The sequence below is a fragment of the Gorillibacterium sp. sgz306347 genome (assembly GCF_059735245.1).
Genome location: NZ_JCAPET010000042.1, coordinates 1 through 26,961 on the forward strand (window position 1 = coordinate 1; position 26,961 = coordinate 26,961).

Consider the following 26,961-nt stretch of genomic DNA (forward strand, 5'->3'; position numbering starts at 1 on the left):
TATGCTTTGTGGTCTGTTCCAGAAACCTGCTTTTGGGACACCCTCCGTATGCCGGCATTCGGAAGGTTTATGAGGAATGAATGAGAGCCTGGCGGCGGCCGGCGCTTTACGGATCAGCCGGAAATTCTCCGCTCCCCGATCACTTCGCGCTGCTCGCTCAGAACCTTCAGCCTTGTTTTGAGCTGGTCCTCCCATTCCGTGTCGGACAGCTCTTTTGCTACGGAAAGCAGATCAAGCGACATGTCGATCTGGTTGTCCACCAGGTCCATCGGATCGTCCTTTTCCCGGTTGATGCAGTTTTCGAACAGCTCCGCCGTTTTGCGTCCCTGCACGTAATCCATAAAATTAATCTCGGGGGCTCCGTCCCCGGTCGCGTATTCGGCCAAAATTTCAAACTCGCTCCGGATCAGATAATGGACCTCCGTCCGATGGCAGACGGGACAAAACATTGTCGGCACGTTATGAATATTGGTATGCAGATGCTTTAAGGTTCCTCTTGTTCCGATCATACTTCCGCCACAGCAAAAGCTCATTGGAGATCCCCTCCTCATTCTATTATTTCGTTCTTGGATAGTTCCACTTCGTATGCTTACTGTTAATTTATCCAAATCGGAACCCTTTGAAAAAGGCTCCGCAAAATTTTATTCGGGATGCTTAACGAAAAGCGAACATGTCCAAGTAATAGATATTAAGACCGGGGACTTCAAGGGAACGTCCGGCGGGACGTTTCTCGGAAGCCAATTCGCGAAAAATTTGTCGAAAAAGGAGGAATCACATGAACCGACGGCAATATCTGGAGCTTTCGTCCGCCCGCTGCCTGGAAATTCGCATCCGCCTGATGGAAGCCATCGAACCGCTTGACGAAATCTCGCTCAACTGGCGTCCGAACGTAAACAGCCCGAGCATCAGCGAGCTGGTGCTTTATCTGGCGTCCGTACTCGGAGAAAAAATTGAAAACGGTTTCCCAATGGCCGATGGGAAAACGGCCGGGCTGCCGTCCGCCGATTCCGCCGCCTGGAGCCGCAAAGAAGACTTGCTGGCCCTTATCCAGACCGCTTTCGACCGTCTGGACGTCTATATGGAACGGCTTGCGCAGGAATCGCCCGCCGGACTGCCGGAGGAAGAAGGCGGCTTCGATTCCGGCTTTCCTCCGTGCATTTACGCCTTGTCCGAGCACCTCGGCCAAATTCTCTACGTGTCCCGCATGCACGGACACGCGCCGGTTTCCCTTTCCGGGTAACCTCAAGCCTCGGACGCTTCGTCCTCCTCTTTCCGATAGGTCTGCTCGTAGCGCTCCTTCGTCCAGAGGGAGGACAGCTCGGAGGAATCGGCGAGCTCCACTACCGCCAGCCAGGCGGCGTCCGGGTCCCGGTTGATCAATCCGGGCAGCTCGCGTACCTCCCGGTTGACGCCGACCACTTTGCCTGTCACAGGCGAACTGAGGTCGGATACGGATTTCACTGATTCCACACTTCCGAAGGGTTCTCCGGCATTCAGTTCATCCCCTTCGCGGGGAAGCTCGGCAAACACGATCTCCCCAAGCTCCTTCTGTATATAGTCGGTAAGCCCGATCCGCACCTTCGTGCCTTCCGGCTGCACCCAAATGTGATCTTCGCTGAATTTGCGCTGAGCCGCGGTTTCCATTATGAAACGCCTCCATTATTTTTTTCTCATCTTTTTTTGCCGTCTCCGCCGAATAAAAACCCTTCCGTCTGCCAGGCCGACGAAAGGGTTTGTTCGTGTTTGCGAAAAAACGTTCTGCTTCTATTATAACGTTTTTTGTCCCGGTTTCCAGTTCACCGGGCAAAGGCCGCCGGTTTGCAGAGCCTGCAAAACGCGGAGGGTCTCTTCTACGCTGCGGCCTACGTCATTGTGGTTGACAACCTCGTACTTCAATTCGCCTTCCGGGTCGATGATGAACAAGCCGCGCAGGGCGATGCCCTCCTCCTCGATCAAAATACCGTAATCGCGGGCGACCGATTTGGTGATATCGGAGGCAAGCGGAAAGTTGATTTTGCCCAGGCCTCCGGTTTCCTTCGGCGCGTTGATCCACGCTTTATGGGAGTGGACGCTGTCCGTGCTGACTCCGAGAATTTCCGCGTGCAGCTTCCGGAACTCCTCCGCCGCATCGCTCAGCGCTGTAATTTCGGTCGGACACACAAAGGTGAAGTCAAGCGGATAGAAAAAGAGCACAAGCCATTTGCCGGCATAATCCGAAAGAGAGGCCGAGTCGAAGCCTTCCCCGCTGCCAAGAGCGGTTTCCATCTTAAAAAACGGTGCCTTTTTGCCTACCAGACGTTCTGCCATTTTCCACTCCTCCTTATGATCGCTTGCCTGACAAAAAAAGCCTTGCGACAGGAAGCTCCGAAGCAAGAATCGAATGAAGCCGCTGCTGGAAAAAGGGTATCACCCGTCAAAAAGAAAGTCAATGCAGCGCGATCGGCGTGCATAAAAAAGCCCCCGGCATAAGCCGGGGGTCGAGAGAAAGCCAGACTGGTCAAGCTTGCATCAGCGGATGGCCGCCGCAATGAGATCGCCCATGGCGGCCGTCCCGATCGCCTTGCTCTTGTCGACCGCGATGTCGCCGGTGCGGTGTCCCGCGTCAAGCACTTCGCGGACGGCGCGCTCAATCGCTTCCGCCGCCTCGTGGTAGCCGAACGTCAGGCGGAACATAAGAGCGACGGACAGGATGGTGGCTACCGGGTTCGCGGCGCCGAGACCGGCAATGTCGGGCGCCGAGCCGTGCACCGGCTCATACAGGCCAAAGCTGCCTTCTCCAAGGGACGCGGACGACAGCATGCCGATCGAGCCCGTCAGCATCGCCGCTTCGTCGCTCAAAATGTCGCCGAACATGTTCTCCGTCACAATCACGTCAAAGCTCGACGGACGCCGCAGCAGCTGCATGGCGCAGTTGTCGACGAGCACATGCTCCAGCTCCACGTCGGGGTAATCCTGCGCCACCCGGATGACGGTCTCGCGCCAGAGGCGGGACGTTTCGAGCACGTTGGCTTTGTCGACGGAAGCCAGCTTTTTGCGGCGGGTTCGGGCGATTTCAAACGCCTGGCGGGCAATGCGCTCCACTTCCGCCACGCTGTATACGCAGGTGTCAACGGCTTCCTGTCCGTTCGCCCCTTCCCGGCGCAGCTTGTCTCCAAAGTAAATGCCGCCGGTCAGCTCGCGCACGACAATGAGATCGGTCCCTTCCAATACTTCCGGCTTCAAGGTCGAGGCGTCCTTCAGGCAGTCGAACACCAGCGCAGGCCGGATATTGGCATAAAGGCCAAGCGCCTTGCGGATGCCGAGGAGACCGGTTTCGGGCCGAAGCTCCTTCGGGTTGTTGTCCCATTTCGGACCGCCAACCGCTCCCAGCAGCACGGCGTCCGCCCTTTGGCACATCTCCAGCGTGTCTTCCGGCAGCGGCGTTCCCCGCTCGTCAATGGCGATTCCGCCGAATAACCCATGCTCAAATTCAAAACGCAACCCGTATACGTCTTCGGTTTTCCGTATCACTTTTTCCGCTTCCGCCACAACCTCCGGGCCGATTCCATCCCCGGCGATGACGGCAATCTTCTTCGCATCCGACACCCGATTCACTCCCTGTACTCGTTTCTCGTCTGCTTTCATTATTAGCACAGCGGGAGTCCTTTGACAAAGATATAAAAACTATCGACTCCATAGACGAAACCTATAAGAGAAAAGGCGATGGCCGTCATATGAAAACGGCCGTCCTCCGGTGTTTCCCGGGGACGGCCGTTCGGTTTCTTTTTTTCGTTTCCGCTTATTTGAAAGCCGCGACGCGCATCCGGTAGCGTTTGCCCAATTCGTCCATGCCCTTGATGTAAGCCGTGTCGGCTTTCACTTCCTCCACCTTGCGGTCCCAGTCGGCGATCGTCTTCGCCCCGGTGATCACCTGGTTCTTCAGCTCGTTCAGCTCCTGGTCAATCTTCCACAAAGCTTCGTTCTCCCGGGCGTTCAGCAGCCCGTAAGCCCGGTCTGTCAGCCCACCGGCCGCCCCCGCTTCCGCCGCTTTGCGGATGGCTTCCGCCTCTGCCGCCGGCAAACCGGTTTCATTCGAACGGGCTGCCGCTTCGTATGGCCCTGCGACCTGCTCAAAAACCGACGGCCCGGAAGCGCCCTGCGTCTCCTGCTCCAAGGCGGCCAGTCCCGCCGGGGAAGCGAGTTCGTCCAGCAGACTCAGGCCGAAGCGGACCTGATCTTCGGTCATCGTGCGTGTAAAGGAATAGATGGCGTTTACCCGCGCGCCGCCGGGGACAGCCGGTTTACCGGCCGGAGAGACAAGCCCGGAGAGCGCAGCGAGCGCGGCATCCGGCTCCTTCTGCCGCAGCGCGTCCGCCTGCCCGGCGACTTCCGAAAGCGGCAGCGCGGAGGCGGCCGCCCTCCCGGATGCAAATGGTTCTCCTTCTTCGGTATCGAGTGCAAGGAGCCCCTTCTGGTAGGCATTGTTAAGCCATCGCAAGGCTTCCCGGGTGCCCGGCTCCAGATCGGTGTCGATGAGCCGTCCTTCCTGCACCTTGTATTTGCCTCCGCTTTCGTTAAAGACGTTGTAGACCCAGCGGAAGTTCCCGGTTCCCCAAACCTGCGTTTTTTCCGCCGCCAGCCCCAGCGTATCGTGTTTGCCATTGCCGTCCGGATCCCCGTTCACCACCGTCTCCAACACGAGGGAAAGCTCCTCCATGGTGCGCGGCTCGACCAGACCGAGCTTTTCCAGCCAGTCCTTCCGGAGCACGGGGAACACCGCTCCGTTTGCCGAATCCGGCAGCGGGATACCGAGCAGCTTGTCCTGCACCGTCGCCTGCTCCAGCATAGCGGACGGAATGGAACGGAGGTTGGGGTAATCTTTCAGCAAAGGGCGAAGGTCGTACAACAGACCGGTATTGAAGCTGTCCTCGTGAGACGAGAGCTGGCGGTAAATCAAGCCTGCCGGCTCCCCCGACGCCAGCATCAAATTCACCTTCTCCTGATAGTTCGTTTTGTCGAGGATCACAAGTTCAAAGGGATCTCCGAGCTTCTTCTCCAGCGCGCTCTGAATAAGCCGGTCCCGCTCCGTGAAGCCGTATTGCGGCGTTTGCCCCAGAAAGGGGAGGGTCATCACGAACGACCGCCTCGGTCCCGGTTCCGTGTCGGGAAGCTGCTCCGGCGCCAGCCGCACCGTGCGGGAAGCTCCATCCCATTCGGCCGTCCAGCCGAAAAGAGCCGCCAGCGAACCGACCGGAAGATACGCCGTTCCGCTCACGAGCCGCGGCGCGGCGGCCATCGTCACGGTCTCTCCATTGTGGACGGCTTGCTTCTCACCGATGCGGAACGCAAAGCTGTCCGTCGGGAGAGCCTCTGCGAAAACCGTGTGCGTGGTGCCTTCCCACCGTACGCGAAGCCCCGTCAGGCTCAAAAAGGCACGCGCCGGCACATACACCCGCCCAGCGGCGATAAACGGCTCCCGGTCGAACGGGACCATGTCTTCGCCGAACAGAACGCGAACCGGCGCCTGGCGGTCAACGGCAGCCTCCGGAACCTTTCCCGCCGCCTGCGCCGCCGAAGCCGGAAGTACGCCGCCGGACAATAACAGGGTCAGCGCCGTCAAGGCGGCGCCCCATGCTTTTCCTTTCATCTTCTGCCTCCTTTTATCTGATCTTCCTGAAAATTCGGCAAAGAGGAAGCGTTTTCCTCCCGGGCGCAGATTTTTGCTTCCATACACGGCAAAAGGCCGCCCGGTTTCCGCGGCAGCGGACCGGACGGCCTTTTCATTCGGATGTCTTATTTCTTGATCCAGTGCATCAGCTCGCGCAGGCGGGCGCCGACGACTTCAATCTCATGCTCCGACTCGTTGCGGCGCGTCGCCGTCAGGAAGGCGCGGCCGGATTGGTTTTCGAGAATGAAGTCGCGAGCGAATTTGCCCTGTTGAATATCGGACAGCACGCGCTTCATTTCTTTCTTGGTTTCTTCCGTCACGAGGCGCGGGCCGGTGACATAGTCGCCGTACTCGGCCGTGTTGGAGATCGAATTGCGCATGTTGGCCATGCCGCCTTCGTAGATCAGGTCGACGATCAGCTTCATTTCATGCAGACATTCGAAGTAAGCCATTTCCGGCGCGTAACCGGCTTCCACCAGCGTTTCGAAGCCCGCTTTGATCAGGGCGGTTACGCCGCCGCAAAGCACGGCTTGCTCGCCGAACAGGTCGGTTTCGGTTTCTTCCTTGAACGTAGTTTCGATAACGCCGGCGCGGGTGCAGCCGATGCCCTTGGCATATGCCAGGCCGATGGCATGCGCTTGTCCGGTCGCGTCCTGGTGAACGGCGATCAGGCCGGGAACCCCGAAGCCTTCTACGTAGGTGCGGCGCACCAGGTGGCCGGGCGATTTCGGTGCGACCATCAGCACGTCGATATCCGCGGAGGGAACGATCTGGCCGAAGTGAATGTTAAAGCCGTGGGAGAACAGCAGCGCCGCGCCTTTTTTCAGGTTCGGTTCGATTTCGTCCTTGAAGACCTTTGCTTGCGTTTCGTCCGGCATCAAAATTTGCACGACGTCCGCCAGCTTGGCGGCTTCGGCTACCGGGTAGACGTCAAACCCGTCGTTTTTCGCCTGATCGAAGGATTTGCCCGGACGAAGGCCGATGATGACCTTGATCCCGCTCTCGCGCAGGTTTTGCGCTTGCGCATGTCCCTGGCTTCCATAACCGATAACCGCAACAGTTTTGCCCTTCAGTACGCCCGCATCGGCGTCTTGCTCATAGTACATGGTAACAGCCATTGTTCCTATTCCTCCTTCGATTATGTACCCTTCCAATCAGGGACCTGAAAAGACGAGCGCGGAGCCGCCGCTGCCGGCCGCCGCCCGGTTTGGGGCGGCCGCCCGACGCTCGGCCTCATCCGCTCAGGCTCCCTGCTGGAAGGGCGGATTGCGGGCAAGGGTTTTCGCCCGATTCATTTCTCTCTGCGTTTTAGCGGACGCTCCGCATCATCGCCGTGACGCCGGTACGCGATAGCTCCCGGATGCCGTACGGCTTCAGCAGCTCGACGATGGCATCCACCTTCTCGGTGCTTCCGACCGCCTGAACGATCATCGCCGTCGGTCCGATGTCCACGACGGCGGCCCGGAAGGTTTCCACTACGCCGAGAATTTCCGGCCGGGCCGCGGGCTCCGCGTTGACCTTGATCAGCGCGACCTCCCGCTCCACGTTCGGCTTGCTGCTGAGGCCGATGACCTTAATGACATCGACCAGCTTGTAGAGCTGCTTCTCGATTTGCTCCACGGTGGATTCGTCGCCCGTTGTAACAATAATCATCCGGGACAAACCGGCTTCCTCGGATTCCCCGACCGTGATGCTGTCGATGTTATACCCCCGCCGGCCGAACAGCCCGGCGACCCGCTGCAGGACGCCCGGCTGGTTGTTCACCAGCACGGAAATCGTATGCTTCCGGACGATCATTCCGCATCCCCCATTATCATCTTGTCGATCGTATTGCCCTGCGCCACCATCGGATACACGTTTTCTCCTTTGTGCACGACGAAGTCGATCAGTACCGGGCCCGGCGTATCGAGCGCTTCCTGCCATACTTTCTGCGCTTCTTCCTTGGTCGATGCCCGCAGTCCTTTGACGCCGTACGCCTCGGCGAGCTTGACGAAATCGGGGCTGCCCGCCAGGTCGATATGGCTGTAACGCTGCTCGTAGATGATTTCCTGCCACTGCCGGACCATGCCGAGCACCTGGTTGTTCAGGATGACGATCTTGACCGGAATGTTGTTGATTGCACAGATGGCCAGCTCTTGGGAGCACATCTGGATGCCGCCGTCCCCGTTGATCGACACCACGAGCCGGTCCGGATTGCCCATCTGGGCGCCGATGGCGGACGGGAAGCCGAAGCCCATGGTGCCAAGGCCGCCGGAGGTGATCAGGGAGCGGGGGTGCAGAAACCGGTAATACTGCGCCGCCCACATCTGGTGCTGCCCGACGTCGGTGGTAATGATCGCCTCGCCCTTTGTCGTCTCGTTGATCATTTCCACCACATACTGGGGCTTCAGCACCTCGTCGGAATCCTTATAGCGGAGCGGGTGCTCCTCCTTCATGGCGTCGATCTTCCCGATCCATTCGGCGGAGCGGGCGGCCTCCGCCTTGGTGTTCGCGTAAGCGAGCACGTTCTTCACATTGCCGACCACCGGAATGTCCACCTTGACGTTTTTGCCGATCTCGGCCGGGTCGATGTCGATGTGCACGATCGTTTCGGCCAGCGGGGCGAAGCCGTTCAGCTTGCCGGTCACGCGGTCGTCGAACCGGGCGCCGATGTTAATCAGGAGATCGGCGTTCTGGATGGCGATGTTCGCCGTATAGGTGCCGTGCATCCCCGGCATGCCCATCCAGAGCGGGTGCGCGCTCGGGAAGCCGCCCAGCCCCATCAGAGTCGTGGTAACCGGAATTTGGGTCAGCTCCGCGAAGCGGATCAGATCCTCGGCCGCGTCGGAAGCCACTACGCCGCCGCCGGCGATGATGACCGGACGCTCGGCCTGCTTGATGGCCCGGACCATTTTGTCGACCTGGAGCTTGTTGGGCTCCGTCGTCGGGTTGTAGCCGCGGAGGTTCGTTTCCGTCACCGGACGGAACACTGTCTTTTCGGCCGAAATGTCCTTCGGGATATCGATCAGCACCGGGCCTTTGCGCCCCGTGCCGGCAATGTGGAACGCCTCGTGAATGATGCGCGGCAGCTCCTCGATGCTGCGCACCAGGTAGCTGTGCTTCGTGATCGGCATCGTGATGCCGGTGATGTCCGCCTCCTGAAACGCGTCGGTCCCGATCAGCGAGCTGGCGACGTTGCCGGTAATGACCACCAGCGGCACCGAGTCCATGTAGGCCGTCGCGATCCCGGTCACCAGGTTCGTCGCGCCCGGGCCGGAGGTGGCGATGCATACGCCGACTTTCCCGGTGGAACGGGCGTAGCCGTCCGCCGCGTGAATCGCACCCTGCTCATGCCGGGTCAGGAGATGGTTGAAATCGGGGTTCCCGTGCATCGCGTCGTAAATGTACAGCACCGCGCCGCCGGGGTATCCGAAGACGCACTCCACGCCCTCCAGAAGCAAGCTGCGAAGCAAGATCTCGGAGCCCGAAATCACATCGGGCTTCAACAGCTTGGTTTTCAAATCGTCCTGCAGCACTTTGGTCGGATAGTCAATACTCACCCCAACCCCTCCTTTCAAAAATAAAAAACCCTTTCTCCCCCTGAAACGGATTCTCCGTTTTCGAGGGACGAAAGGGTTATTCTTCCGTGGTACCACCCAGATTTGCCCGCGCCTCGCAGCGCCGGGCCTTCAGCAGTGCGGCCGTAATGCGGCACTGCGGCACGGTAACGTGTGCCATTCCGGATTTCCCTACTAGGCAAAGGCGCCCTTGCTTTTCAGGAAAACGGCTCCGAGGTGAGCTCGTCGATAAAGGATTCGTGGCCCCGGTTTCAGCTAATCCGGCGCTCTCTGGTACACAAGAGCCTTTATCACTTCGTCCTCTTCACAGCCGATGTCATGTTCTGGCTTTGATTACACTCGATTATACGCAGACTCCAGGGGGGAGTCAATACCTTGATGATTTAAATCGATAAAGAATATTTTTTGACAATTCCGAAATCGGAGAAAAAATCCTTATCTCACGCGGAAAACGCCGCTTGCCGGTGAAATATCGATCTTTTTTATCGTATTGATAACAAGCTTTTCGGCTTCACCAAAGCTATAAACTGCCCAAACATTCGGATAATCATTCTTTCATAATGTAAAATGGGAAGAAATAATCCATCATTTTCCATAAGGAGGCATTATCCGATGTCCTTGTCCCGTGTTCCTTCCGCCCTGCTTGCCGCCGCTTTGCTCTCGCTTTCCGTTTCCCCCGCCCCGGCCGTCCGCGCCGCCGCCATTCCGCCTCCCGCGCTTCACGACGAAAATCCGGCGGGCAGCGCCGGCGATTGGTACACCGGCGCCGTCCCTTCGAACGCTTCTCCCGACAAACCGGTGCTGCTGTTCGTTCAAGGGCTGCATTCTTCCTACGGGCGTTGGACCGGTACGGACGGCTATTACGAAGCCGCCTACACCGCCGGCTACCGCACCGCTTTCGTCCAGCTCCATGACGCGGACGGCACCGGCAGGAACATGTGGGACAACGGCAAACTGCTGGCCGGGCTGATCAAGAAAACGGCCGATTATTACGAAGGCGCGAAAATCAACATCATCGCCCACTCCAAGGGCGGCATCGACACCGAAGCGGCTCTGGTGCACTACGGAGCCGCGCCTTACGTGAACGTCGTCCATCAGCTTTCCACGCCGAACAAAGGTTCGGAGGCGGCCGACCTGGCTTACAGCGCCTGGGCGTCCTGGCTGGCGGCTCTGCTCGGGCAAAAGGACGACGCCGTTTACTCGCTGCAGACGTCCTATATGGCCGATTTCCGGGTGAAAACTGACGCCCTGGCCGCCCAGCTCCCTGTGATCACCTACATGTCCGGGGGTGAAGGGGACGACGGTATTTTTACCGCCGGCTGGCTGGCGCACGCGATCCTTCCCGGCGAGGACGACGGGGCCGTTTCGATCGCTTCGGCGCTGGGGCTGCCGTATGGGATCGTCAGCTTTACCAAAAACATTTCCCACAGCGCGATGGCAAGAGCTTCGGAAACCTGGGATCTGGTCCGCCCCAAGCTGTCGGCCCATACCGTCGCCGGTGCCGCCTCCGCCAAGATGACGGCTGGCGAGGAAGACCCGGATGCGGACGGCGCGGCAGCAGCCGAAGCGGCTGCCAGCCTCTTCTCCGCAGCCGCATCGTCTCCTTTCGGCTTGCCGGCGGAAAAAGGCGGCCGGATTTTGCGCGGCGGTCCCGTGGACGGAACGGCGGAGGCCGTCTTCCTTCTGGAAAGCGGACTCGCGGACCTGCACCTGGCCGCTCTGACCGCCCGGCCGGAAACCGCCGTGACGCTGGTTTCCCCCTCCGGCCTCGTATATGAGCCGCAAACGGATGCGGCTCCCGCCGGTCCGGAGGAGGTGTTCTCCGGCGCGGCCCGGCATCTGTTCCGGGTCGAGGCGCCGGAGGCCGGAAGCTGGACGCTGCGGCTTTCCGGCAAAGCGGACGCCTATTTTGCCCTGGCGCAGCTTGCCGGAGCGCCTGAAGCCGGCGAAGCGGACGCCAAAAAGCTGCTGCGCCCCGGCGAGGCCGCTGCGTTTACCGTCCGTTTCGAAGGCGCCCCGGTAAAAGGCGTTATCCGCGCCCCCAGGCTGACCCGGTCCGGCAGCGGCGCGCTCACTTCCCCCGCCCCGCTTACGGCCGTTCCCGAACGGGCAGCGGAAGGAAACCGCGTCAAGCTTCCGTTTGCGGCGCCCAAAGAGCCGGGCGTCTATACGCTTTCCTTTGACTTTGAAGGCACCAACGCCAAAGGCGAACGCTTCTCCCGCTCGTTCCTGCACAATTTTGCCGTGGCGGAAGCGGACCCGCAGGCCCGTCCGCTTCCCTAAACCCGCTGCAGCGGGACGGGCATGCGAATGCCAGCGCCCGGACCGGCCGGAGGGCGCTCCTCCCGCTGCATAAACCCGCGCGCGCAAAAACGCCCGGGCGCTCTGCTTCCAGAGTGCCCGGGCGTCCTTCACGCGTTTGCTTACGCGTTGATTTTCGCTTTGGCGGCCGTCGCCAGGTCGGCGAAGGCTTTCGTGTCGCTTACTGCCAGATCGGCCAGGATCTTGCGGTTTACGTTCACGCCGGCCAGCTTCAGGCCGTACATGAATTTGTTGTAGCTCAGGCCGTTTTGACGGGCAGCCGCGTTGATGCGGGTCACCCACAGGCGGCGGAAGTCGCGTTTTTTGCGGCGGCGGTCGCGGTATGCGTACAGGCCGGATTTCATGACTTGCGCGTTGGCCGTTTTAAACAGCCGGTGTTTGGAACCGAAATAGCCCTTTGCGAGCTTCAATACTTTTTTATGACGACGGCGGGTTACAAAACCGCCTTTGACTCTTGCCATCTGATTCTACCTCCTGAGTTTTCGGGTGAGTGAAAAATTATTTGACGTAAACGAGCAAGCTCTTGATGCGTTTTACATCTCCGGAGGAGACCAGAACGCTGCCGCGCAGCTTGCGCTTGCGGGCTGGCGATTTGCTTTCAAGGATGTGGCGCTTGTAGGCTTGGTTTCTCTTGATCTTGCCGGAGCCGGTCTTGGTGAAGCGCTTGGCTGCGGCGCGGTTCGTTTTCATTTTCGGCATTGAATTTGTCCTCCTAAGACTGATATGGCAAAACGGCGGTACGCCTTATTTGTTCGGCGCCAAAATCATGATCATGCTGCGGCCTTCCAGCTTGGGACGGCGCTCGATGGTGCAGATGTCCTTCACTTCTTCCGCCACGCGCTCCAGCACGCGCTGCCCGATCGAAGCATGGGTGATTTCGCGGCCGCGGAAACGGACGGAGCACTTCACCTTGTCCTGCTCGTTCAGGAATTTGATGACGTTGCGGAGCTTGGTTTGGAAATCGTGCTCGTCGATGGTCGCGCTGAAGCGGACTTCCTTGAGCTCGACGACCTTTTGGTTTTTGCGGGCTTCTTTTTCTTTCTTCTGCATCTCATAGCGATACTTGCCGTAGTCCATGATGCGGCAGACCGGCGGTTTCGCCTGAGGGGCCACATTCACCAGGTCAAGATTTGCGTCGATCGCCATCTGCATGGCTTCCCGGATCGGCAGAATGCCGAGCTGCTCGCCGCCTTCGCCGACCAAACGCACTTCCTTCACGCGGATCTCGTCGTTAATCATATGGTCCTTACTAATAGCCTTCCACCTCCGTCAAAATGGTCACTTTCCGGCCAACGGCCGGGAATAAAAAAGAGACGCGGACAGAATCGCCCCGCATCTCCATAAGTTCCATAATCACGATCATGGTTCTCGAATAACCAGCCGGCAGAGCCGGTCAGGTGAGAAGCGGGCGCTTCTTCTTTGGATAAACATACTTGAATACTATACCATCCCGCAAAGGCATTGTCAACAGCCAAACCGTTGTCCCGAGGAAATACCCCGTCCGTGTAGCCCAGAGGGCGCATCCCCCGCATTTCGCGGTCAGCTCGCCTGCTTTTGCACCTCGTCGATGCGCAAAACGCGCGTATGGCGGGTGTGGCTCCACTGCTTGTTGTTCTGCGTGAAGAAAGCGTAGAAGGTGAGCGGATACCAGGAGATCAGATAGACCGGCATGGTGATCAGCGACTTCACGATTTTCCAGGGCGCTTTCTCCAGAATCATGGCGATCGGGAACTGAATCACGCTGAGCACCGACAGGGTCATCAGAATCAGCGGCGCGTGCATGTAAATCGACGTCAGCTTCGGCGATCCCGGCAGCAGCATGTCGATATACAGAACCGCCGTGACGGTTCCCGTAATAAAGACGTTGTAAACGTTCAACGCGTACAGGGCGGTGTCCAGCTTGGCCCAGCTGCGCTCCTTGAGGCCCTGCCACAAAAGCGGGAAAAAGTACCGGCGGGCCACGTCAAAATGCCCCTGCATCCAGCGCAGACGCTGGTTCCAGGACGCTTTGAAGGTCAGCGGCTTCTCGTCGTACACCTTGGCGTCATAGTTAAACGTCGGGTAAATCCCTTTTTGGACGCAGCGCATCGTGAATTCCAGGTCTTCCACCAGACTGGTGGCGCCCCAGCCGAATTCCTTCAGCAGCTTGCTTTCAAAGCACATCCCGGTTCCGCCCAGGTAGTTGGCCAGTCCCAGGTTGGTCCGGGCCAGCTGCCACAGCCGGTTGCAGAACCAGTATGAAACGGCGTAAGCCGAGGTGATCCAGGAGTCATGCGGGTTCTTTGTATCCAGATACGCCTGGATGACGCGGGAGCCGTTGCACAGGTCGTTGTTCATATGCGTCAGGTAGTCGGGATTCGCCAGATTGTCGGCGTCAAACATGACGACGGCGTCGTACTGGCGGGGAAGCTTCCACAGCTCGCGCAGCATCCACTCGATCGCATAGCCTTTGCCCCGCCGCGACGAATCATGCCGTTCGAAGGCGTAGACGCCGTGCTGGCGGGCGATTTCAGCGGTATTGTCGGTACAATTGTCGGCAATGACAAACACATCGTAAAGTTCTTTCGGATAATTCATTTTCTTCAGGTTTTCCAGCAGCGCGCCCACAACCTGCTCCTCATTGTGCGCGGCGACGAGAACAGCGAACGATTTTTGCGGAAGATGCTTCTGCCGCTTCTTTTTTCGCATGAGGCCGAAGAAGGCGAGAATGGTTTGGTAGCCTGCGATTACCGCAAAGACGATCTGCAAACCAATCAGCACACGGTCCAGCATAGGATTTCCCCCTTTTCACAAGCGCGCGTAAGCGCAGTTGAGTTTATCTCTCTGTAAGTAAGTACCGTATTCTTTATCGCTTTAAAGCATTCTATGTCATGAGCCCGATACTGATTTTCTCTCGGACGGTCCCTTTTGTCAAAGCTTGCCTCGACCTGCAAACGAATGCCAGCGTAAGCAAACTGCAATCCGCTGCGGCCTTTGCACATGATTTCGGCGTCCAGCTGTCCGCATGGGGTTATTTGCCTCGTTTTCGGGGTAAGTACCCTCGGAAGCCTGCCCCTGCCCTCCATCCCCCCGATAATTTCGATCAGCGGATCGGTCCGATGTTATTTTAACCTAATCGTAACACAAATGAAACATTCCTGTAACATAAAATGCAGACCGGTCCCTTTTGGCGACGGCTCGCGGCCTTTTTCCGCACACGGCGCGTGCTTTACATCCCCATGACAATGGGGGGTTATACTGGTGACAAATACGGAGTCGGGAGGCGACTGGCATGCAAAAGGTAACGGTTTGGCTGAGGGAAGCCGAGCTACTGATGTTTCGGCGTCTCAACCGGAAACGCATTTCCGGGTTCGGCTATTTTTCCCGCATCACGCATTTGGGCGGAGCCTGGTTTACCGTCTCTGCAAGCATCCTGCTCCTCGCCGCCGCCTGGGGCGAAGCCTGGCAGCGCGCGGCTGCCGCTTCGCTGCTGGCGCTTGCCGCAAGCCATGTTCCGGTAGCTCTGATCAAAAAAACGTTCCCCCGGGTCCGGCCCCATCAGGCGCTGCCCGAAACCGAAACCGTGCGGAACCCCTTGACCGACGCCTCGTTCCCCTCGGGTCACACGACCGCCATTTTCGCATTGACCACGCCTTACGTGCTCCATTTCCCGTTCCTCGGGCTGCTGCTGCTGCCCCTGGCATTTACGGTCGGCGTCTCGCGAATCATCCTCGGCCTCCACTACCCGTCCGACTGCGCCGCAGGCGCCCTCCTCGGCTTTGGAACGGCTCTCGTCACCTTTATTCTTTCAAAATAGAGAACGTTTCAAACCTTAAAAAGTTCCAAGGTTAGCAGCAAAACAGGAGCATGGTCCCAGAAAAAGGCCCGGGTCCCGGGAGAAAGCTCCGTCCATCCGGCAAAATCGGACGCAAAGCGCCTTTTCGACCCGGATCGACATGACTCCGTTCCCCGCGAAAAAACCGCCCGTTCCGGCCGCATGGCGGCTTTCGTCGGGCGGTTCTCTTGCTCGGATTCAGGCGCTCCGGGACGGTCTCTTAGCTGCTTGCACCGGTCCGCTCTTCCCTGTCGTCTTGCGTCTCCCCGGCGTTTTCGTCCGCCTCCGCCTGCTTAAGCCGTTCCAAGTGGTTCGCAAGCGCTTCGCGCCCGGTCACGACCTCGACGCGGTGGATCGGCATGCCCCGTTCCACGAACTTTTTCTCATATTCGGTCATGACGAGGTCTTCCCGAACCCCTTCGCCGTGCAGGTCCAGGGAAATATTCCGCATGCGCAGGCCCATATCGGCAAAGGAGTTCAAGGAAAATTCGAACAGCATGCGGGAATCCGTTTTGAAGTGGATTTCCCCGCGTTCGTTCAGGAAATCCAGGTAACGCCGGACAAAAACCGGATGCGTCAGCCGGCGGCGGAAATGCCGCTTTTTCGGCCACGGGTCGCTGAAGTTGAGGTAAACCCGCTCCACCTCGCCCGGAGCGAAGACATCGGCAATACGGCCGATGTTCACGAGGGCCAAAGCCAGATTCCAGCGTTCCACCGGCTCGCGTTGCCTTCTCGCCTTTTCGCTTGCCCGGCGGATCAGTTCGTCGTACATATCAATCCCGATAAAATTCACGTTCGGGTAGCGCGCGCTCATCTCACTGATAAAAATTCCTTTTCCCATGCCCAGCTCCACGTGGATCGGGTTGTCGTTGCCGAAATGCTTGCTCCAGTTTCCCTTCAGCTCCTGCGGCTCCAGGATCACCAGGTCCTTCTGGGCTTCCAGCTCTTCGCGGATTCCTTTTCTTCCTCTTAATCGCATGCTCTGCCTTCCTCCAAACCGTTTCTATTCTCAAAGGATACGCGATTCCGCCGCTCGCTGTAAAGCCCCGTCCCCGGCGAGGCCGCGGAACGCAAAAAGGACCGCCACCGGCCGGAAACGCAGCAGCGTTCCTTGGGAGGCAGCCATCCTTTTGCAAAGCTTGCTTCCTTTTGCTTTTTACATTTTGCTCTGCGTGCGGTTGTCGTTCTTGTTGCGCATCCCGGCGAGGCCGATCAGGCCGAGAAGTCCCAGCCAGCCCCAGTTGTCGTTGTTGTTGTTGCCGTTGGCGGCGCGGGTCCGGTAAGTGTTGTTGGCGCCGCCCCGATTGCCTGCCGTGCCTGTGTTGTTGTTGTTGCCGTACCCCGGAATAGGCGTTTCGGTCGTATAGACGCCGTAGTTGTTCCGGTTCGTCATCCCGAAGTCGCCGCGGCCGGCCATCCCGTCGTTGGTGTACGGATTGGTGCCGTACGTCCGGGCGTTGTTCGTGTTGTTCATCATGTTGCCCGGGCTTGTGGTGGTCGTACCGCCCATACCCGCGCCGGTGCCGCTCGTCGTGGTCGTTCCGGCGGCAAAAGCCGAGGAAGCGCCGAGGGCCGACACAAGCATAACGGATAACCAGGCTGTCGTAATTTTCTTCAAGCTGAAGTCCCCTTTCCTTCGGTTAATAGGAGATGCGAACTTATTGTTCTCGGGGGGGCCGAAAATTATCCCGCGCCGTTCTCCGCCCGGTCCCGGCCGTTCGCAATTTTTCGGGTTTTCGGCTAAAATGGTTGCAGGATTACGATCAAAAAGGGAGGAACCCATGCGCCCGGAACAGCAAGAGCCGTCCACGTGGAGCGGCAAAAGGTTCCACACCTGGAATCACGAAATGCGCCGCGAGTTCGGTACGAAGGTATTCAAGGTCATGCTGGATGCAGGCTTTACCTGCCCCAACCGTGACGGAAGCATCGCCAAAGGCGGCTGCACCTTTTGCAGCGCGCGGGGGTCCGGCGATTTTGCCGGCAGCCGCCGCGACGACCTGGTCACCCAGTTCAACAAAATTCGCGATCTGCAGCACCTCAAATGGCCGGACGCGAAATACATCGGTTACTTTCAGGCTTACACCAACACTTACGCCCCTGTCGAAGAGCTGAGGGAGTATTATGAAGCGATTCTGGAGCAGCCGGGTGTCGTCGGCCTGTCCATCGCCACCCGTCCCGACTGTCTGCCCGACGATGTGGTGGATTATCTGGCGGAGCTGAACAAGCGGACGTACCTGTGGGTGGAAATGGGCCTTCAGACCATTCACGAATCGACCTCCCGCCTGATCAACCGGGCGCACGACACGGAAACGTTCGTGGAGGGGGTCGCCAAGCTGCGCAAGCACGGCATCCGCACCTGCGCCCACATCATTTACGGGCTTCCCGGCGAAGACCGCCGCATGATGCTGGAGACCGGCGCGGCCGTGGCGGACATGGACGTGCAGGGCATCAAGGTGCATCTTCTGCACCTCATGCGCAAAACGCCGATGGTCAAGCAGTACGAAGCCGGGCTGCTTCGTTTTCTCGAGAAGGACGAGTATGTCGGGCTTGTGGCCGACACGCTCGAAATGCTGCCGCCCGAGATGATCGTTCACCGGCTGACCGGGGACGCGCCGCGCGAGCTTCTGATCGGCCCGATGTGGAGCCTGAAGAAATGGGAAGTGCTGAACGCCATCGACGCCGAGCTGGAACGGCGGAATACATGGCAGGGCAAGCTGCGGGCGGCGAAGGTGAACGCCTGACGGGCCGTTTTCGCACCTGAAGCGGTCATCCGGTCAAACAGCAAGGAGTGAACGTCGGAAAATGGGCTTTTTATCGGTCTTGTCCTTTGCCCGGCGGCTTGCCGGAGAAAGAATCCAGCCGGGCGAGCCGGCAGTGGACGCGACAGCCGGAAACGGCGTGGACACGCTGTTTCTGGCCGAGGCCAGCGGTCCGAAAGGAACGGTCTACGCCTTCGACATTCAGGAGGCGGCGCTGGCGGGCACGCGGGTCCGGCTGGAGGGCGCCGGCGGCAAAAGCGGCGGATGCTCCGCGCTGGCGGAGGTCCGCCTCCATCTTCTCTCCCATGAGCGGATGGAGGAGGCCGTGGAGGAGCGGCACCGGGGCAGGATCGCGGCCGCGATGTTCAACCTCGGCTTCCTGCCCGGTTCGGCGGCGGACCACGCCACCGTAACACGGGCCGGGACGACGCTGCCCGCCCTGGATGCGGCGCTGCGCCTGCTCCGGCCCGGCGGCATTCTGACCGCGGTGCTGTACCCGGGCCATCCCGGCGGAGCCGAAGAAGCGGCCGCCGTCGACGCCTGGGCCGCCGCGCTTCCGCCGGAGCGCATCGACGCGCTGGAATACCGCTTCGTGAACCGCGGCGACGGCGCCGCGCGCCTGCTCGCGTTTATCAAGCGGTGAGCAACACGGGTGTTCCGGCGCTATACGGGAATGAAAGAAGCGGAGCCGTATAAGCTGCGGACGGTTCGAGACCCGAACTTGCCGAGGGTGACTTCCGGCAAAAAGCCGCATCTGTCTGGCGCTCCGCTTGTTTCCATCATATAAAGAAAGCAGGAATGGACGAGATGAAACCTTATCCTTTGAAATTCAAACCCGAAATGAAAGAACGCGTATGGGGCGGCCGGGCGCTCGAGCAATTCGGCTTCGAGCTGCCGGAAGGCCGGATCGGCGAAGCCTGGACGATCGGCGACCACCCGAACGGCACCACCTCCGCCGTCAACGGCGAGCTGGCCGGCAAAGGCCTGGATGAAATCCGCGCCAAATACGGAGAAGCTTACTTCGGAAGCAAAGGCTTTTCGCCCGGCGGAGGACGGTTCCCCCTCCTGATCAAGCTGCTCGACTGCCAGGACGACCTGTCCGTTCAGGTTCACCCGAACGACGACTATGAGAAGCTTCCGGCCGGCGAGCTGGGCAAAACGGAAATGTGGTACATCCTCGACGCCAAGCCCGGCGCAAAAATTATCTACGGGCTGAAGGACGGCATCGGCCGGACCGAGCTGGAAAAAGCCATCGCGGAAGACCGCATCATGGACACGCTGCAGGAAGTGCCCGTCGAAGCCGGCGACTCGTTCTACATTCCGGCGGGCACCGTGCATGCCCTCTGCTCCGGTGTTCTGGTCGCGGAAATCCAGCAAAACTCGGATACCACCTACCGGTTGTATGATTACAACCGCCCGGGCCTGGACGGCAAACCGCGCGAGCTGCACATCGAGGACTCCCTGAACGTCATCGCCTACGAAGGCGCGGGCGCAACCCGGATGAAAACGGACGGCGCGAAGCCGGGCGCCTGGCTGGAGCTGGCGCGCTCCCCTTACTTCGTGACGGAAAAAGGCATCGTGCGCGGCCCCTGGAGCCTGGAAACCTCGCCGGACTCGTTTACGATCCTCGTCGCTGGCGAAGGCAACGGCACGCTGTCCTGGGAAGACGGCAAGCTCGAGCTCGCACCGGGCGACTGCGTCCTCGTTCCGGCGACGCTTGGCGCCTACACGCTGGACGGCGAGTTGACCGTACTGCGCAGCTATTTGCCGTAAACGAAACCTAGTCGGTTTTCCATTCGGTACTGTTTTATTTGGGCGATGAAGCCAAGATTGAAAAATACCCGGCCGGAGAGGGGCTTCCCTCTCTCCAGCCGGGTATTTTCAATCGTGATGGTCGGCAGAAATTATATCGTTTTGGGACTTCTTACTTTCGTACGATATCCGTAGTTTTACCGTCCAAAGTTAAGGTGACCATAAGTCCCTCATGGGTATCATGACTTTGCGAAGTATAATAAACAGATTCCTCGCTTTTAAAAACAGAAATATTAATCACCTTATTTGATTCCGAAATAACAAAACATCCAGCGTCGACAAATTTCTGCACAATCTCCCCGAAAGGAACAGGCAAAGCAAGTTTCTCCTTGGTCCCATCTTTGTAAACTAAAATAAGGTATTCTTCTCCTGACGGGTTACGTCCCACGAGGCCAAATGGTTCCCTAAAGTCTGGCAATGCGGCCAGCTCAGTTAAGTTATGTTCCTTCAGCAGGCTTTGATAATTTTCCGGCACGAAAGGAGGAAAACCATCAACCTGATTGCTACGACATCCAGCCATCAAGAACAGAAGAAAAAGATGGATGACTATTCTTTTCATACCAATCCCCTTTTCTTCATTATTCCGGAACAAAATAAGCCGATGCCATGTTATCATAACTTCTTCCATAAACAATAGCTACCGAATTTGAACCATGCCAATTGTCGTGGACAAGCATATATTGATGCCCTGTTGAACTACCATTATAAACAAATTCTTTATAGCCAATACCTGCAACCGTATGTCCAATCTCACTGTTGGGATTAGAAGAATTTTCTCTATAATAAGTTTGGTTCTTAAAATTTAGGAGAGTTGGTCCATAACCAAGATCATTTTTGATGGTGCTCCAAGACGGATTTTGGTGTAACGCCGCACTCGCTGAAACAAAACCTCGTGCTCTCACATAGTTAATTAACCCGGGAACTTCATTTGCTCTCATTGTGCCACCATTATTATCCGTCCCCATTGCTCTTCGTAGAGCCGATATGGTTACATCCATACTGGTGAAAACGGGATCAGTCGTTAAAAGGCTGTTATACTTTGTGGAATTTTTAGTAACCCAATAAGACAAAACATTAAAAGCAGTTGTTGGTGTACATCCTGATGGCCCAGCCCATAGTGCCGTTTGATTATATTGATTTATCCCTCCGACATTTGCGTGGGACATCGTAATAACACTACTGTAGCCTTTTTCAAAAGAAAGGTCGTCTGTTACACCATCTGTTATGGAACCAAGTTCGCCATCAACAATATCCTGAACAGTCTCCCATTCCGATGCACTACCTGGGTCAACGGACTTTAATTTTTTATAAATCGAATTCTGATTACTCATCAACCTAGCTTTATCCCCACCATATAAATCCGTTGACCCGTCTTGATAGTCAATCCTAACTCCAAAATACCCGGGAGCGATAGCGATCAATGACTCGTGCTTTTTTTCCTTTTTGGACATTATATTATTTTCCGCCACAGCAACAATATCTTGTTTCGCTTTGTGCACATTAAATGTATCGCTATAGCTAATAACTGGATAATTTAATCTGTTGTTTTCTATCTCTACATATCCAGCCGCAGCACCTTCTACTTCTAGATTGACCACATAGCTAACTATCTCATTATTAACATCAAAAACCGGTTGCGGGTCCAGTGCTTTAACGTTATGTCCCTTCCAGGCTGAATCATCATTTGAATTCTGAACCATCATTACGTGATAAAGCGATGCGGCTTTAGCTTCTATCGGAGCTATTGTTTCAGATTCCTCAGCTTTAGCAAAGTTATTGGCTCCCCCTAGAAATAGCAGAAGCAATAAGATGAATGAAAATATTTTTTTCACCAAAAAACCTCCCAATTTTGTAGATGAATAGAGATTAATAAGTATTTCCTTTTTTTGTTCATTTACCACTATAATTCATTCATCATATGTAATCATGTGATTAATTTTACATTTTTATGTTTTTATTTTATTTTTTACAAAAAAGAGCTTTGCTGAATTAGCCAAAGCCCTTTTTCATTATAATTCATGGGATGATTTATGACTGCTTCCCGACCTCCGGTTCGCCGGAGGCGGCGTTCGGCAGCTTCCACGCTTTGCCCGGCCAGAAGGCGGCGCGGCCAAGCAATGTCGTGATGGCCGGCACCAGGAACGGGCGGACGATGAAGGTGTCCAGAAGGACGCCGATCGCCGTGATCAGGCCGAACTGGACGAGCACCTGAATCGGCAGCGTGGTCAGCACCGCAAACGTTCCGGCGAGGATCAGTCCGGCGGACGTAATGACCGAACCGGTGCGCGCCACCCCTTCGCGGATGGCCTGGCGGAGCGGAATGCCCTGCCGCACCTTTTGCCAGATGCTCGAGATCATGAAAATGTTGTAGTCTTCCCCAAGCGCGACCAGGAAGACGAACGAGTACAGCGGAATCGCGCCCTGAATCGTTTCAGCGCCGAAGCCGTAGTGGAGAATGATCCAGCCCAGCCCAAGCGCGGAGAAAAACGACAGGATGACCGTGAGCACCAGATAGAGCGTTGCGGTGATCGAACGGAGGTACAACAGCAGCAGCACGGCGATCAGCCCGATCACGACGGGAATGATCTCCCAGGTGTCGTGCTGGCTCACCTGCCGCGTGTCATACTGCGTCGCGGTCTGCCCCGAAATCCAGACCGCCTTTCCGGGATTCGCGACGCCCGCCTCGGCCAAGGCCTGTTCGGCCGCTACGCGGATTTGCGGAATCGCCTCCATTGCCTCGTTGGAGTACGGATTCATGCGAAGCTGAAGCTCGTAAGCGACGATGTTCGGATCGGTCTGGCCTTTGGCTTCCTCGGACAGCTTACCGGTCGCCGGCAGCGCCGCCAGCTTGGCGCCAAGGTCCACCGCCTTCCCTTCCGTCTGCGCCATCACTTTTACGGGCGCCAGCTCGCCGGGCGCGAATTTCTCCGCCAGCACCGCGAAGCCTTCGCGCGAGGGCATGTCTTCGGGAAAGGACGAAAGCAGGTCGTACGATACCTTCACCTGCGGAGAAAAAGCCGCCAAGGCGCCCAGCAAGACCAGCGTCGACAGGGTGACGGTCCACGGCTTACGCGTAACGGCGCCGCCGATCATCCGGCCGAAGCGCCCGCCCTCGCGGGGCTGGCGGACGGGCTTGCCTTTGCGCGCCGCCCGTTCGCGAAGCATTTCCGGGGTGCGGGGCACAAACGGATAGAACGAGCCCCGGCCGAAAATAGCGAGCAGCGCCGGAACCAGGGTCAAGCTCGCCAGCCCCATGATCAGGATCGAAAGGCTGAACGGCACGGCGAACCGGTGATACGCCCCGTATTCCGCCAGAAGAAGCGCCAGCAGCGACAGCACCACAGTAATGCCGCTCATGGCGATAGCGCCCGAAGAATCCTTCAGCGCCCGCACCAGGGCGCCGCTCCGGTCGGCTTCCTCCGTCAGCAGCTTGCGGTAACGCGCAATCAGGAACAGGCAGTAATCGGTGCCCGCTCCGAACAAAAGCACCGTCATGATGGAGATTGCCTGGGCGTCGACCACAATCCAGCCCTCTCCGGCAATAAACCCGAGCAGCGGACTGACAACGCCATAGGCAAAGCCGACCGCCACAATCGGGATCAGGGCCAGCACCGGCGAGCGGTAAATCAGCAGCAGCAAAACGAGCACCAGCAGCACCGTCGCGATCAGCAGCGACACGTCCGCGTTCTCGAACAGGCCCACGGCGTCGAGTGAAATACCAGCCGGCCCCGTAACGCGCGCCGTCAGCTCCGCCCCGCCAAGCCTGGCGGCAAACGGATCGCCCGACTCGCCCACGGTTTCGGTCGCGGTTTCCTTGAGGCGGTCGACGCTTTTTTCCAGCCAGTCGTCAGGATCGCCGGCTTTCTCGGCGAAAAGGACCGGCAGCACAAGCGTGCTTCCGTCTTCCGACAAAACCGCCTTCAGTGCCGGAAGCGGCATTTGAAAATAAGGCGGCACCGAGGACAGATTGGCGGGCGGCTCCTCCGTCAGCATCCGGGTCAATTCCTGGATGCCGCCCAAATCCCCGTCCGTCAAGCCCCCCTCCCGGCTCCAGACCACCAGGGCGGGCGTCCCTTCCTGCCCGGGAAACTCGCGGGCCGCCACTTCGGCCGCCTGCACCGACGGCCGGTCGGCGCTGAGATTGGCCGCTCCGTTGTCTTCTTTTTCCCCGACGGAAGGCAGCAGCAGGGTAAGCGCCGCAGTGAGAATGATCCACACCAAAAGCGTGACCCATTTCGTCTTCGGCCCGGCAACCAGCCGGCCGAATCTTTCCAAACGCGAACCGTTCATCTTTCTCCTCCTGCTCCCATGAACGAACAACCAGGCAAAGGATGAATTTGCCCCTCCGTCACGGTATACTTGAATTAATTCGAACACCATAATTATATATACCGGAAGGTTAATTATCAACGCGGTTTAAAATGATTCCAATCTTGTAAAACAAGCCTACTGTAAACGGAGTGATGAGCATGGCCAAACCGGCAAAGCGTCCTCCCGGGCGTCCCAAAGCATCGGCTGCCGGAATGACGGTGCCCAAGCAAATTCTCGCGACCGCTTCCCGGCTGTTTATGGAACGCGGCTACGAAAGCGTATCGCTGGAGGAAATCGCCGCCGCCAGCGGGGTGACCAAAGCCTCCATCTATTATTACTTCACCAATAAAGCGGGGCTTTTCACCGCCGGAGTCACGGAAATGATGGACAAGATCCGCGGATATACGCAGGCGATCCTCATGCAGGAAGGCTCTCTCCGGGAACGGCTGGAGGGAATCGTCGGCAGTTACCTGCGTTCTTCCCACGTCGATTTTGAGAGCCTGATGAAGGAAGCCGGCCCGCAGCTTGCGGAAGAGCAAACGCAGTCCATCCGCAAAGCCGAAGCCGGCATCCATGATTTGCTGGCCGCCACTTTTCTGGAGGCGATGCAGCGGGGCGAAATGGAGCATGGCAACGCCCTGTTTTTGTCCCATGCTTTTTTCTCCATGATGAAAATCGGCCAAAAAAGCACGGAAGCGTCCCCCTTTGCAACCAAGGAAGACGCGGTCCGTCAGATTGTGTCCTTTTTCTGGAACGGGGCTTCTCCCCGCTCCTGATCAGCCGTTCTCCGCCGCCGTCCAATCTGTGCGCCGCCGGAAGGCATCCGGCAGCGGAGCCATGTAATACCGGGCTTTTTCTTCGCCCGGCGGGTAATACACCAGAAGCAGCGTGCCATTTGCCGTGTCCAGCGTCCCCTCCCGCTCGTACCGCTGCAGGTCGAACGGCAGCGCCTCCACCATGGCGTGCTTGTGCAGCTCGCGTTCGCCCAGCGCCAACGCGGCAAACCGGCCGTCTGCCGCCCCGTTCTTCCCCGGGCCATCGTCCTTCGCAGCCGGTCCGATGCCCGCCGGACGAACGGCCGCCGCATCCCCCGCCAGCCAGCCTTCACCGGGCAAAAACGCCTCCGGGTGCTCGGCCGCATACCGGATCAGCTCCGCCTGCCCTTCCTTTGAATAGGCGAACGTCCACCAGATCTTTCGCGGCTTGCACTTATGGTTGAGAAAGTAATCGAGCTTCAGCAAGCCCTCGATGATCTCCAGCCCGGCGGTCTCCCGGTCCCGCAGGAACCCGTACAGCCGGCTGAACAAATCCTCCAGCTGATGCCCGGTTTTGGCCCACCCTTCGCGCTCGCCGTAATCCCCAAGCTCCTGGAAAAAATCGAACGGCGTCGGAAACACCCGCCCGATCAGAAATTCCACTGTGCGGTCCAGCCGATGATCGTTCCAATATTTCTCCAGCATGTCCTCCGCCCGCTTGATCCGCAAAATATCCCGGAACGGCAGCACGCGATTGCCCAGAATCTCGTAAGGCGCGTGATCCATATAAACGTACCCGTACTTTTCCGCGTCTCTCCGCATGCCGGTCCCCCGCAGCATTTTTAGGAATCCGAGCTGCAGCTCCTCCGGCCGAAGGGCAAAAACATCGTTAAAGGTTTTTTTGAACGATTCATAGTCTTCTTCCGGCAGGCCGGCGATCAGGTCCAGATGCTGATCGATGCACCCGGACGCTTTGACCGCTTGAACCGTACGGCTCAGCTTGGCGAAATTTTGCTTCCGCTTGACCAGCTCATTGGTCAATTCGTTGGTCGACTGGACGCCGATCTCGAACCGGAACACGCCGGGCGGCGCGTTTTTGGAGAGATACTCCAGCACCTCGGGGCGCATGATATCCGCCGTAATCTCGAATTGGAAGACGCATCCGCCGTGATGCTCGATCAGAAAGGCGAACATTTCAAGGGCGTAATCCCGCTTGATGTTGAAGGTCCGGTCCACAAATTTGATCTGCTTCGCTCCCGACTGGACCAGATACAGGATGTCCGCTTTCGTGCGCTCGATGTCAAAATAACGCACGCCCGTCTCCACGCTGGAAAGGCAGAACTGGCAGTTGAACGGGCAGCCGCGGCTCGTTTCAAAGTAGACGATCCGCTTGTCCAGATCGGGCGCGTCCTCCGGAAACCGGTACGGCGACGGAATGTCCGCCAAGTCCAGCTTGGGCGCCACGGGATTCAGGCGGATGCGCTCGCCTTCCCGGTAGGCGAGCCCTCCGACCGAACGGAAGTCGCCCGCTCCCGCCAGCTCGCGCAGCAAATGGAGCAGCGGGCCCTCCCCTTCGCCCATGATGACGAAGTCGGTTTCGGAGGAACGCTTCAGCCAATGGTCGGCGTCGTAAGACACCTCCGGGCCGCCCAGCACAATTCGCGTTTCGGGCATGATCTTGCGGATCATCGAGACGATCCGGAGCGTCTCTTCAATATTCCAGATGTAGCAGGAAAACCCGAGCACGTCGGGTTTTTTTACGAACAGATCGGACACGACGTTCATGGCCGGGTCCTTGATGGTATATTCGGCGATTTCCACGGGAAATTCGCTGCCGCAATAGGCCTTGAGCAGCCGCAGAGCCAGATTGGTATGAATGAACTTGGCGTTCAGGGTCGCGAGTACAATTTTCATGGGGGATAGTCCTTTCCGCTTGTTTCGTCCTCTATTGTAGCAGAGCGGAAGAAGACAAAAAAGAACCCGC

General features: G+C 58.0%; 25 protein-coding genes and 1 other annotated feature. Of the genes, 7 read left to right on the forward strand and 18 right to left on the reverse strand.

Annotated features, from left to right (window positions below):
* Window positions 1-113 precede the first annotated feature (113 nt).
* Window positions 114-533, reverse strand: coding sequence for a hypothetical protein (locus tag AC6I6H_RS18115; protein WP_497955408.1), 420 nt, complete (start codon window positions 531-533; stop codon window positions 114-116).
* Between the two features lie 242 nt (window positions 534-775).
* Between AC6I6H_RS18115 and AC6I6H_RS18120 the strand changes: the two genes are divergently transcribed.
* Complete coding sequence (locus AC6I6H_RS18120) at window positions 776-1,240, forward strand: DinB family protein (RefSeq protein ID WP_497955409.1); 465 nt, start codon at window positions 776-778, stop codon at window positions 1,238-1,240.
* Window positions 1,241-1,242: 2 nt separating this feature from the next.
* On the opposite strand, the gene gcvH is transcribed toward AC6I6H_RS18120, so the two are convergent.
* From gcvH to ilvB, 7 genes are all read right to left on the reverse strand, one after another.
* Entirely contained in the window at window positions 1,243-1,644 is a 402-nt protein-coding gene (gcvH, locus tag AC6I6H_RS18125) for a glycine cleavage system protein GcvH (protein ID WP_497955410.1), read from the reverse strand.
* Between the two features lie 123 nt (window positions 1,645-1,767).
* Complete coding sequence (locus AC6I6H_RS18130; RefSeq protein ID WP_497955411.1) at window positions 1,768-2,307, reverse strand: peroxiredoxin; 540 nt, start codon at window positions 2,305-2,307, stop codon at window positions 1,768-1,770.
* Between the two features lie 201 nt (window positions 2,308-2,508).
* Window positions 2,509-3,585, reverse strand: a complete 1,077-nt coding sequence (gene leuB, locus AC6I6H_RS18135; RefSeq protein WP_497955412.1) for a 3-isopropylmalate dehydrogenase — start codon at window positions 3,583-3,585, stop codon at window positions 2,509-2,511.
* A 193-nt stretch (window positions 3,586-3,778) separates the two neighbouring features.
* Complete coding sequence (locus AC6I6H_RS18140; protein ID WP_497955413.1) at window positions 3,779-5,626, reverse strand: extracellular solute-binding protein; 1,848 nt, start codon at window positions 5,624-5,626, stop codon at window positions 3,779-3,781.
* A 146-nt stretch (window positions 5,627-5,772) separates the two neighbouring features.
* Entirely contained in the window at window positions 5,773-6,765 is a 993-nt protein-coding gene (gene ilvC, locus AC6I6H_RS18145; protein WP_497955414.1) for a ketol-acid reductoisomerase, read from the reverse strand.
* Window positions 6,766-6,955: 190 nt separating this feature from the next.
* Window positions 6,956-7,444, reverse strand: a complete 489-nt coding sequence (gene ilvN, locus AC6I6H_RS18150) for an acetolactate synthase small subunit (RefSeq protein ID WP_497955415.1) — start codon at window positions 7,442-7,444, stop codon at window positions 6,956-6,958.
* Window positions 7,441-9,186 (reverse strand): biosynthetic-type acetolactate synthase large subunit, encoded by a 1,746-nt coding sequence (ilvB, locus tag AC6I6H_RS18155; RefSeq protein ID WP_497955416.1) that lies wholly within the window; start codon window positions 9,184-9,186, stop codon window positions 7,441-7,443. The genes ilvN and ilvB overlap by 4 nt, the downstream gene beginning before the upstream one ends.
* A 630-nt stretch (window positions 9,187-9,816) precedes the next feature.
* Between ilvB and AC6I6H_RS18160 the strand changes: the two genes are divergently transcribed.
* Complete coding sequence (locus tag AC6I6H_RS18160) at window positions 9,817-11,487, forward strand: esterase/lipase family protein (RefSeq protein WP_497955417.1); 1,671 nt, start codon at window positions 9,817-9,819, stop codon at window positions 11,485-11,487.
* A 140-nt stretch (window positions 11,488-11,627) separates the two neighbouring features.
* Here the strand turns inward: AC6I6H_RS18160 and rplT are convergent, their stop codons facing one another.
* From rplT to AC6I6H_RS18180, 4 genes are all read right to left on the reverse strand, one after another.
* Window positions 11,628-11,987 carry a 50S ribosomal protein L20 gene (gene rplT / locus AC6I6H_RS18165; RefSeq protein ID WP_497955418.1) on the reverse strand — a complete coding sequence of 120 codons (360 nt, stop codon included), beginning with the start codon at window positions 11,985-11,987 and terminating at the stop codon, window positions 11,628-11,630.
* 37 nt (window positions 11,988-12,024) lie between these two features.
* On the reverse strand, window positions 12,025-12,225 hold the full coding sequence (gene rpmI / locus AC6I6H_RS18170; RefSeq protein ID WP_497955419.1) for a 50S ribosomal protein L35: 201 nt from the start codon (window positions 12,223-12,225) through the stop codon (window positions 12,025-12,027).
* A gap of 45 nt (window positions 12,226-12,270) precedes the next feature.
* Window positions 12,271-12,765, reverse strand: coding sequence for a translation initiation factor IF-3 (infC, locus tag AC6I6H_RS18175; RefSeq protein WP_497955420.1), 495 nt, complete (start codon window positions 12,763-12,765; stop codon window positions 12,271-12,273).
* Between the two features lie 62 nt (window positions 12,766-12,827).
* Window positions 12,828-12,952: a sequence feature (ribosomal protein L20 leader region), on the reverse strand.
* 113 nt (window positions 12,953-13,065) lie between these two features.
* On the reverse strand, window positions 13,066-14,298 hold the full coding sequence (locus tag AC6I6H_RS18180) for a glycosyltransferase family 2 protein (protein WP_497955421.1): 1,233 nt from the start codon (window positions 14,296-14,298) through the stop codon (window positions 13,066-13,068).
* 499 nt (window positions 14,299-14,797) lie between these two features.
* On the opposite strand from AC6I6H_RS18180, the gene AC6I6H_RS18185 reads away from it, so the two are divergent.
* Entirely contained in the window at window positions 14,798-15,322 is a 525-nt protein-coding gene (locus AC6I6H_RS18185) for a phosphatase PAP2 family protein (protein WP_497955422.1), read from the forward strand.
* Window positions 15,323-15,560: 238 nt separating this feature from the next.
* On the opposite strand, the gene trmB is transcribed toward AC6I6H_RS18185, so the two are convergent.
* Window positions 15,561-16,319: a tRNA (guanosine(46)-N7)-methyltransferase TrmB gene (gene trmB, locus AC6I6H_RS18190; RefSeq protein WP_497955423.1), complete on the reverse strand. Its 759-nt coding sequence runs from the start codon at window positions 16,317-16,319 to the stop codon at window positions 15,561-15,563.
* Between the two features lie 177 nt (window positions 16,320-16,496).
* Entirely contained in the window at window positions 16,497-16,958 is a 462-nt protein-coding gene (locus AC6I6H_RS18195; protein ID WP_497955424.1) for a WGxxGxxG family protein, read from the reverse strand.
* A gap of 163 nt (window positions 16,959-17,121) precedes the next feature.
* On the opposite strand from AC6I6H_RS18195, the gene mnmL reads away from it, so the two are divergent.
* From mnmL to AC6I6H_RS18210, 3 genes are all read left to right on the forward strand, one after another.
* Window positions 17,122-18,081, forward strand: coding sequence for a tRNA modification radical SAM protein MnmL/YtqA (gene mnmL / locus AC6I6H_RS18200; protein WP_497955425.1), 960 nt, complete (start codon window positions 17,122-17,124; stop codon window positions 18,079-18,081).
* 61 nt (window positions 18,082-18,142) lie between these two features.
* Window positions 18,143-18,742 carry a tRNA 5-(aminomethyl)-2-thiouridylate-methyltransferase MnmM gene (gene mnmM / locus AC6I6H_RS18205; protein WP_497955426.1) on the forward strand — a complete coding sequence of 200 codons (600 nt, stop codon included), beginning with the start codon at window positions 18,143-18,145 and terminating at the stop codon, window positions 18,740-18,742.
* Between the two features lie 164 nt (window positions 18,743-18,906).
* On the forward strand, window positions 18,907-19,872 hold the full coding sequence (locus AC6I6H_RS18210; protein WP_497955427.1) for a type I phosphomannose isomerase catalytic subunit: 966 nt from the start codon (window positions 18,907-18,909) through the stop codon (window positions 19,870-19,872).
* 151 nt (window positions 19,873-20,023) lie between these two features.
* On the opposite strand, the gene AC6I6H_RS18215 is transcribed toward AC6I6H_RS18210, so the two are convergent.
* The 3 genes from AC6I6H_RS18215 to AC6I6H_RS18225 form a co-directional block, all read right to left on the reverse strand.
* Window positions 20,024-20,470, reverse strand: coding sequence for a hypothetical protein (locus AC6I6H_RS18215; protein WP_497955428.1), 447 nt, complete (start codon window positions 20,468-20,470; stop codon window positions 20,024-20,026).
* Window positions 20,471-20,489: 19 nt separating this feature from the next.
* Window positions 20,490-21,743, reverse strand: a complete 1,254-nt coding sequence (locus AC6I6H_RS18220; RefSeq protein ID WP_497955429.1) for a C39 family peptidase — start codon at window positions 21,741-21,743, stop codon at window positions 20,490-20,492.
* A gap of 196 nt (window positions 21,744-21,939) precedes the next feature.
* Window positions 21,940-24,201, reverse strand: a complete 2,262-nt coding sequence (locus tag AC6I6H_RS18225) for an MMPL family transporter (RefSeq protein ID WP_497955430.1) — start codon at window positions 24,199-24,201, stop codon at window positions 21,940-21,942.
* 179 nt (window positions 24,202-24,380) lie between these two features.
* Here AC6I6H_RS18225 and AC6I6H_RS18230 point away from each other — a divergent pair, with 179 nt between their 5' ends.
* Window positions 24,381-24,998: a TetR/AcrR family transcriptional regulator gene (locus AC6I6H_RS18230; protein ID WP_497955431.1), complete on the forward strand. Its 618-nt coding sequence runs from the start codon at window positions 24,381-24,383 to the stop codon at window positions 24,996-24,998.
* Here the strand turns inward: AC6I6H_RS18230 and AC6I6H_RS18235 are convergent, their stop codons facing one another.
* The gene (locus AC6I6H_RS18235; RefSeq protein WP_497955432.1) at window positions 24,999-26,891 is read right to left on the reverse strand and encodes a B12-binding domain-containing radical SAM protein; all 1,893 of its coding nucleotides are present in this window, start codon (window positions 26,889-26,891) and stop codon (window positions 24,999-25,001) included. It lies immediately after the preceding gene.
* Between the last annotated feature and the right edge of the window lie 70 nt (window positions 26,892-26,961).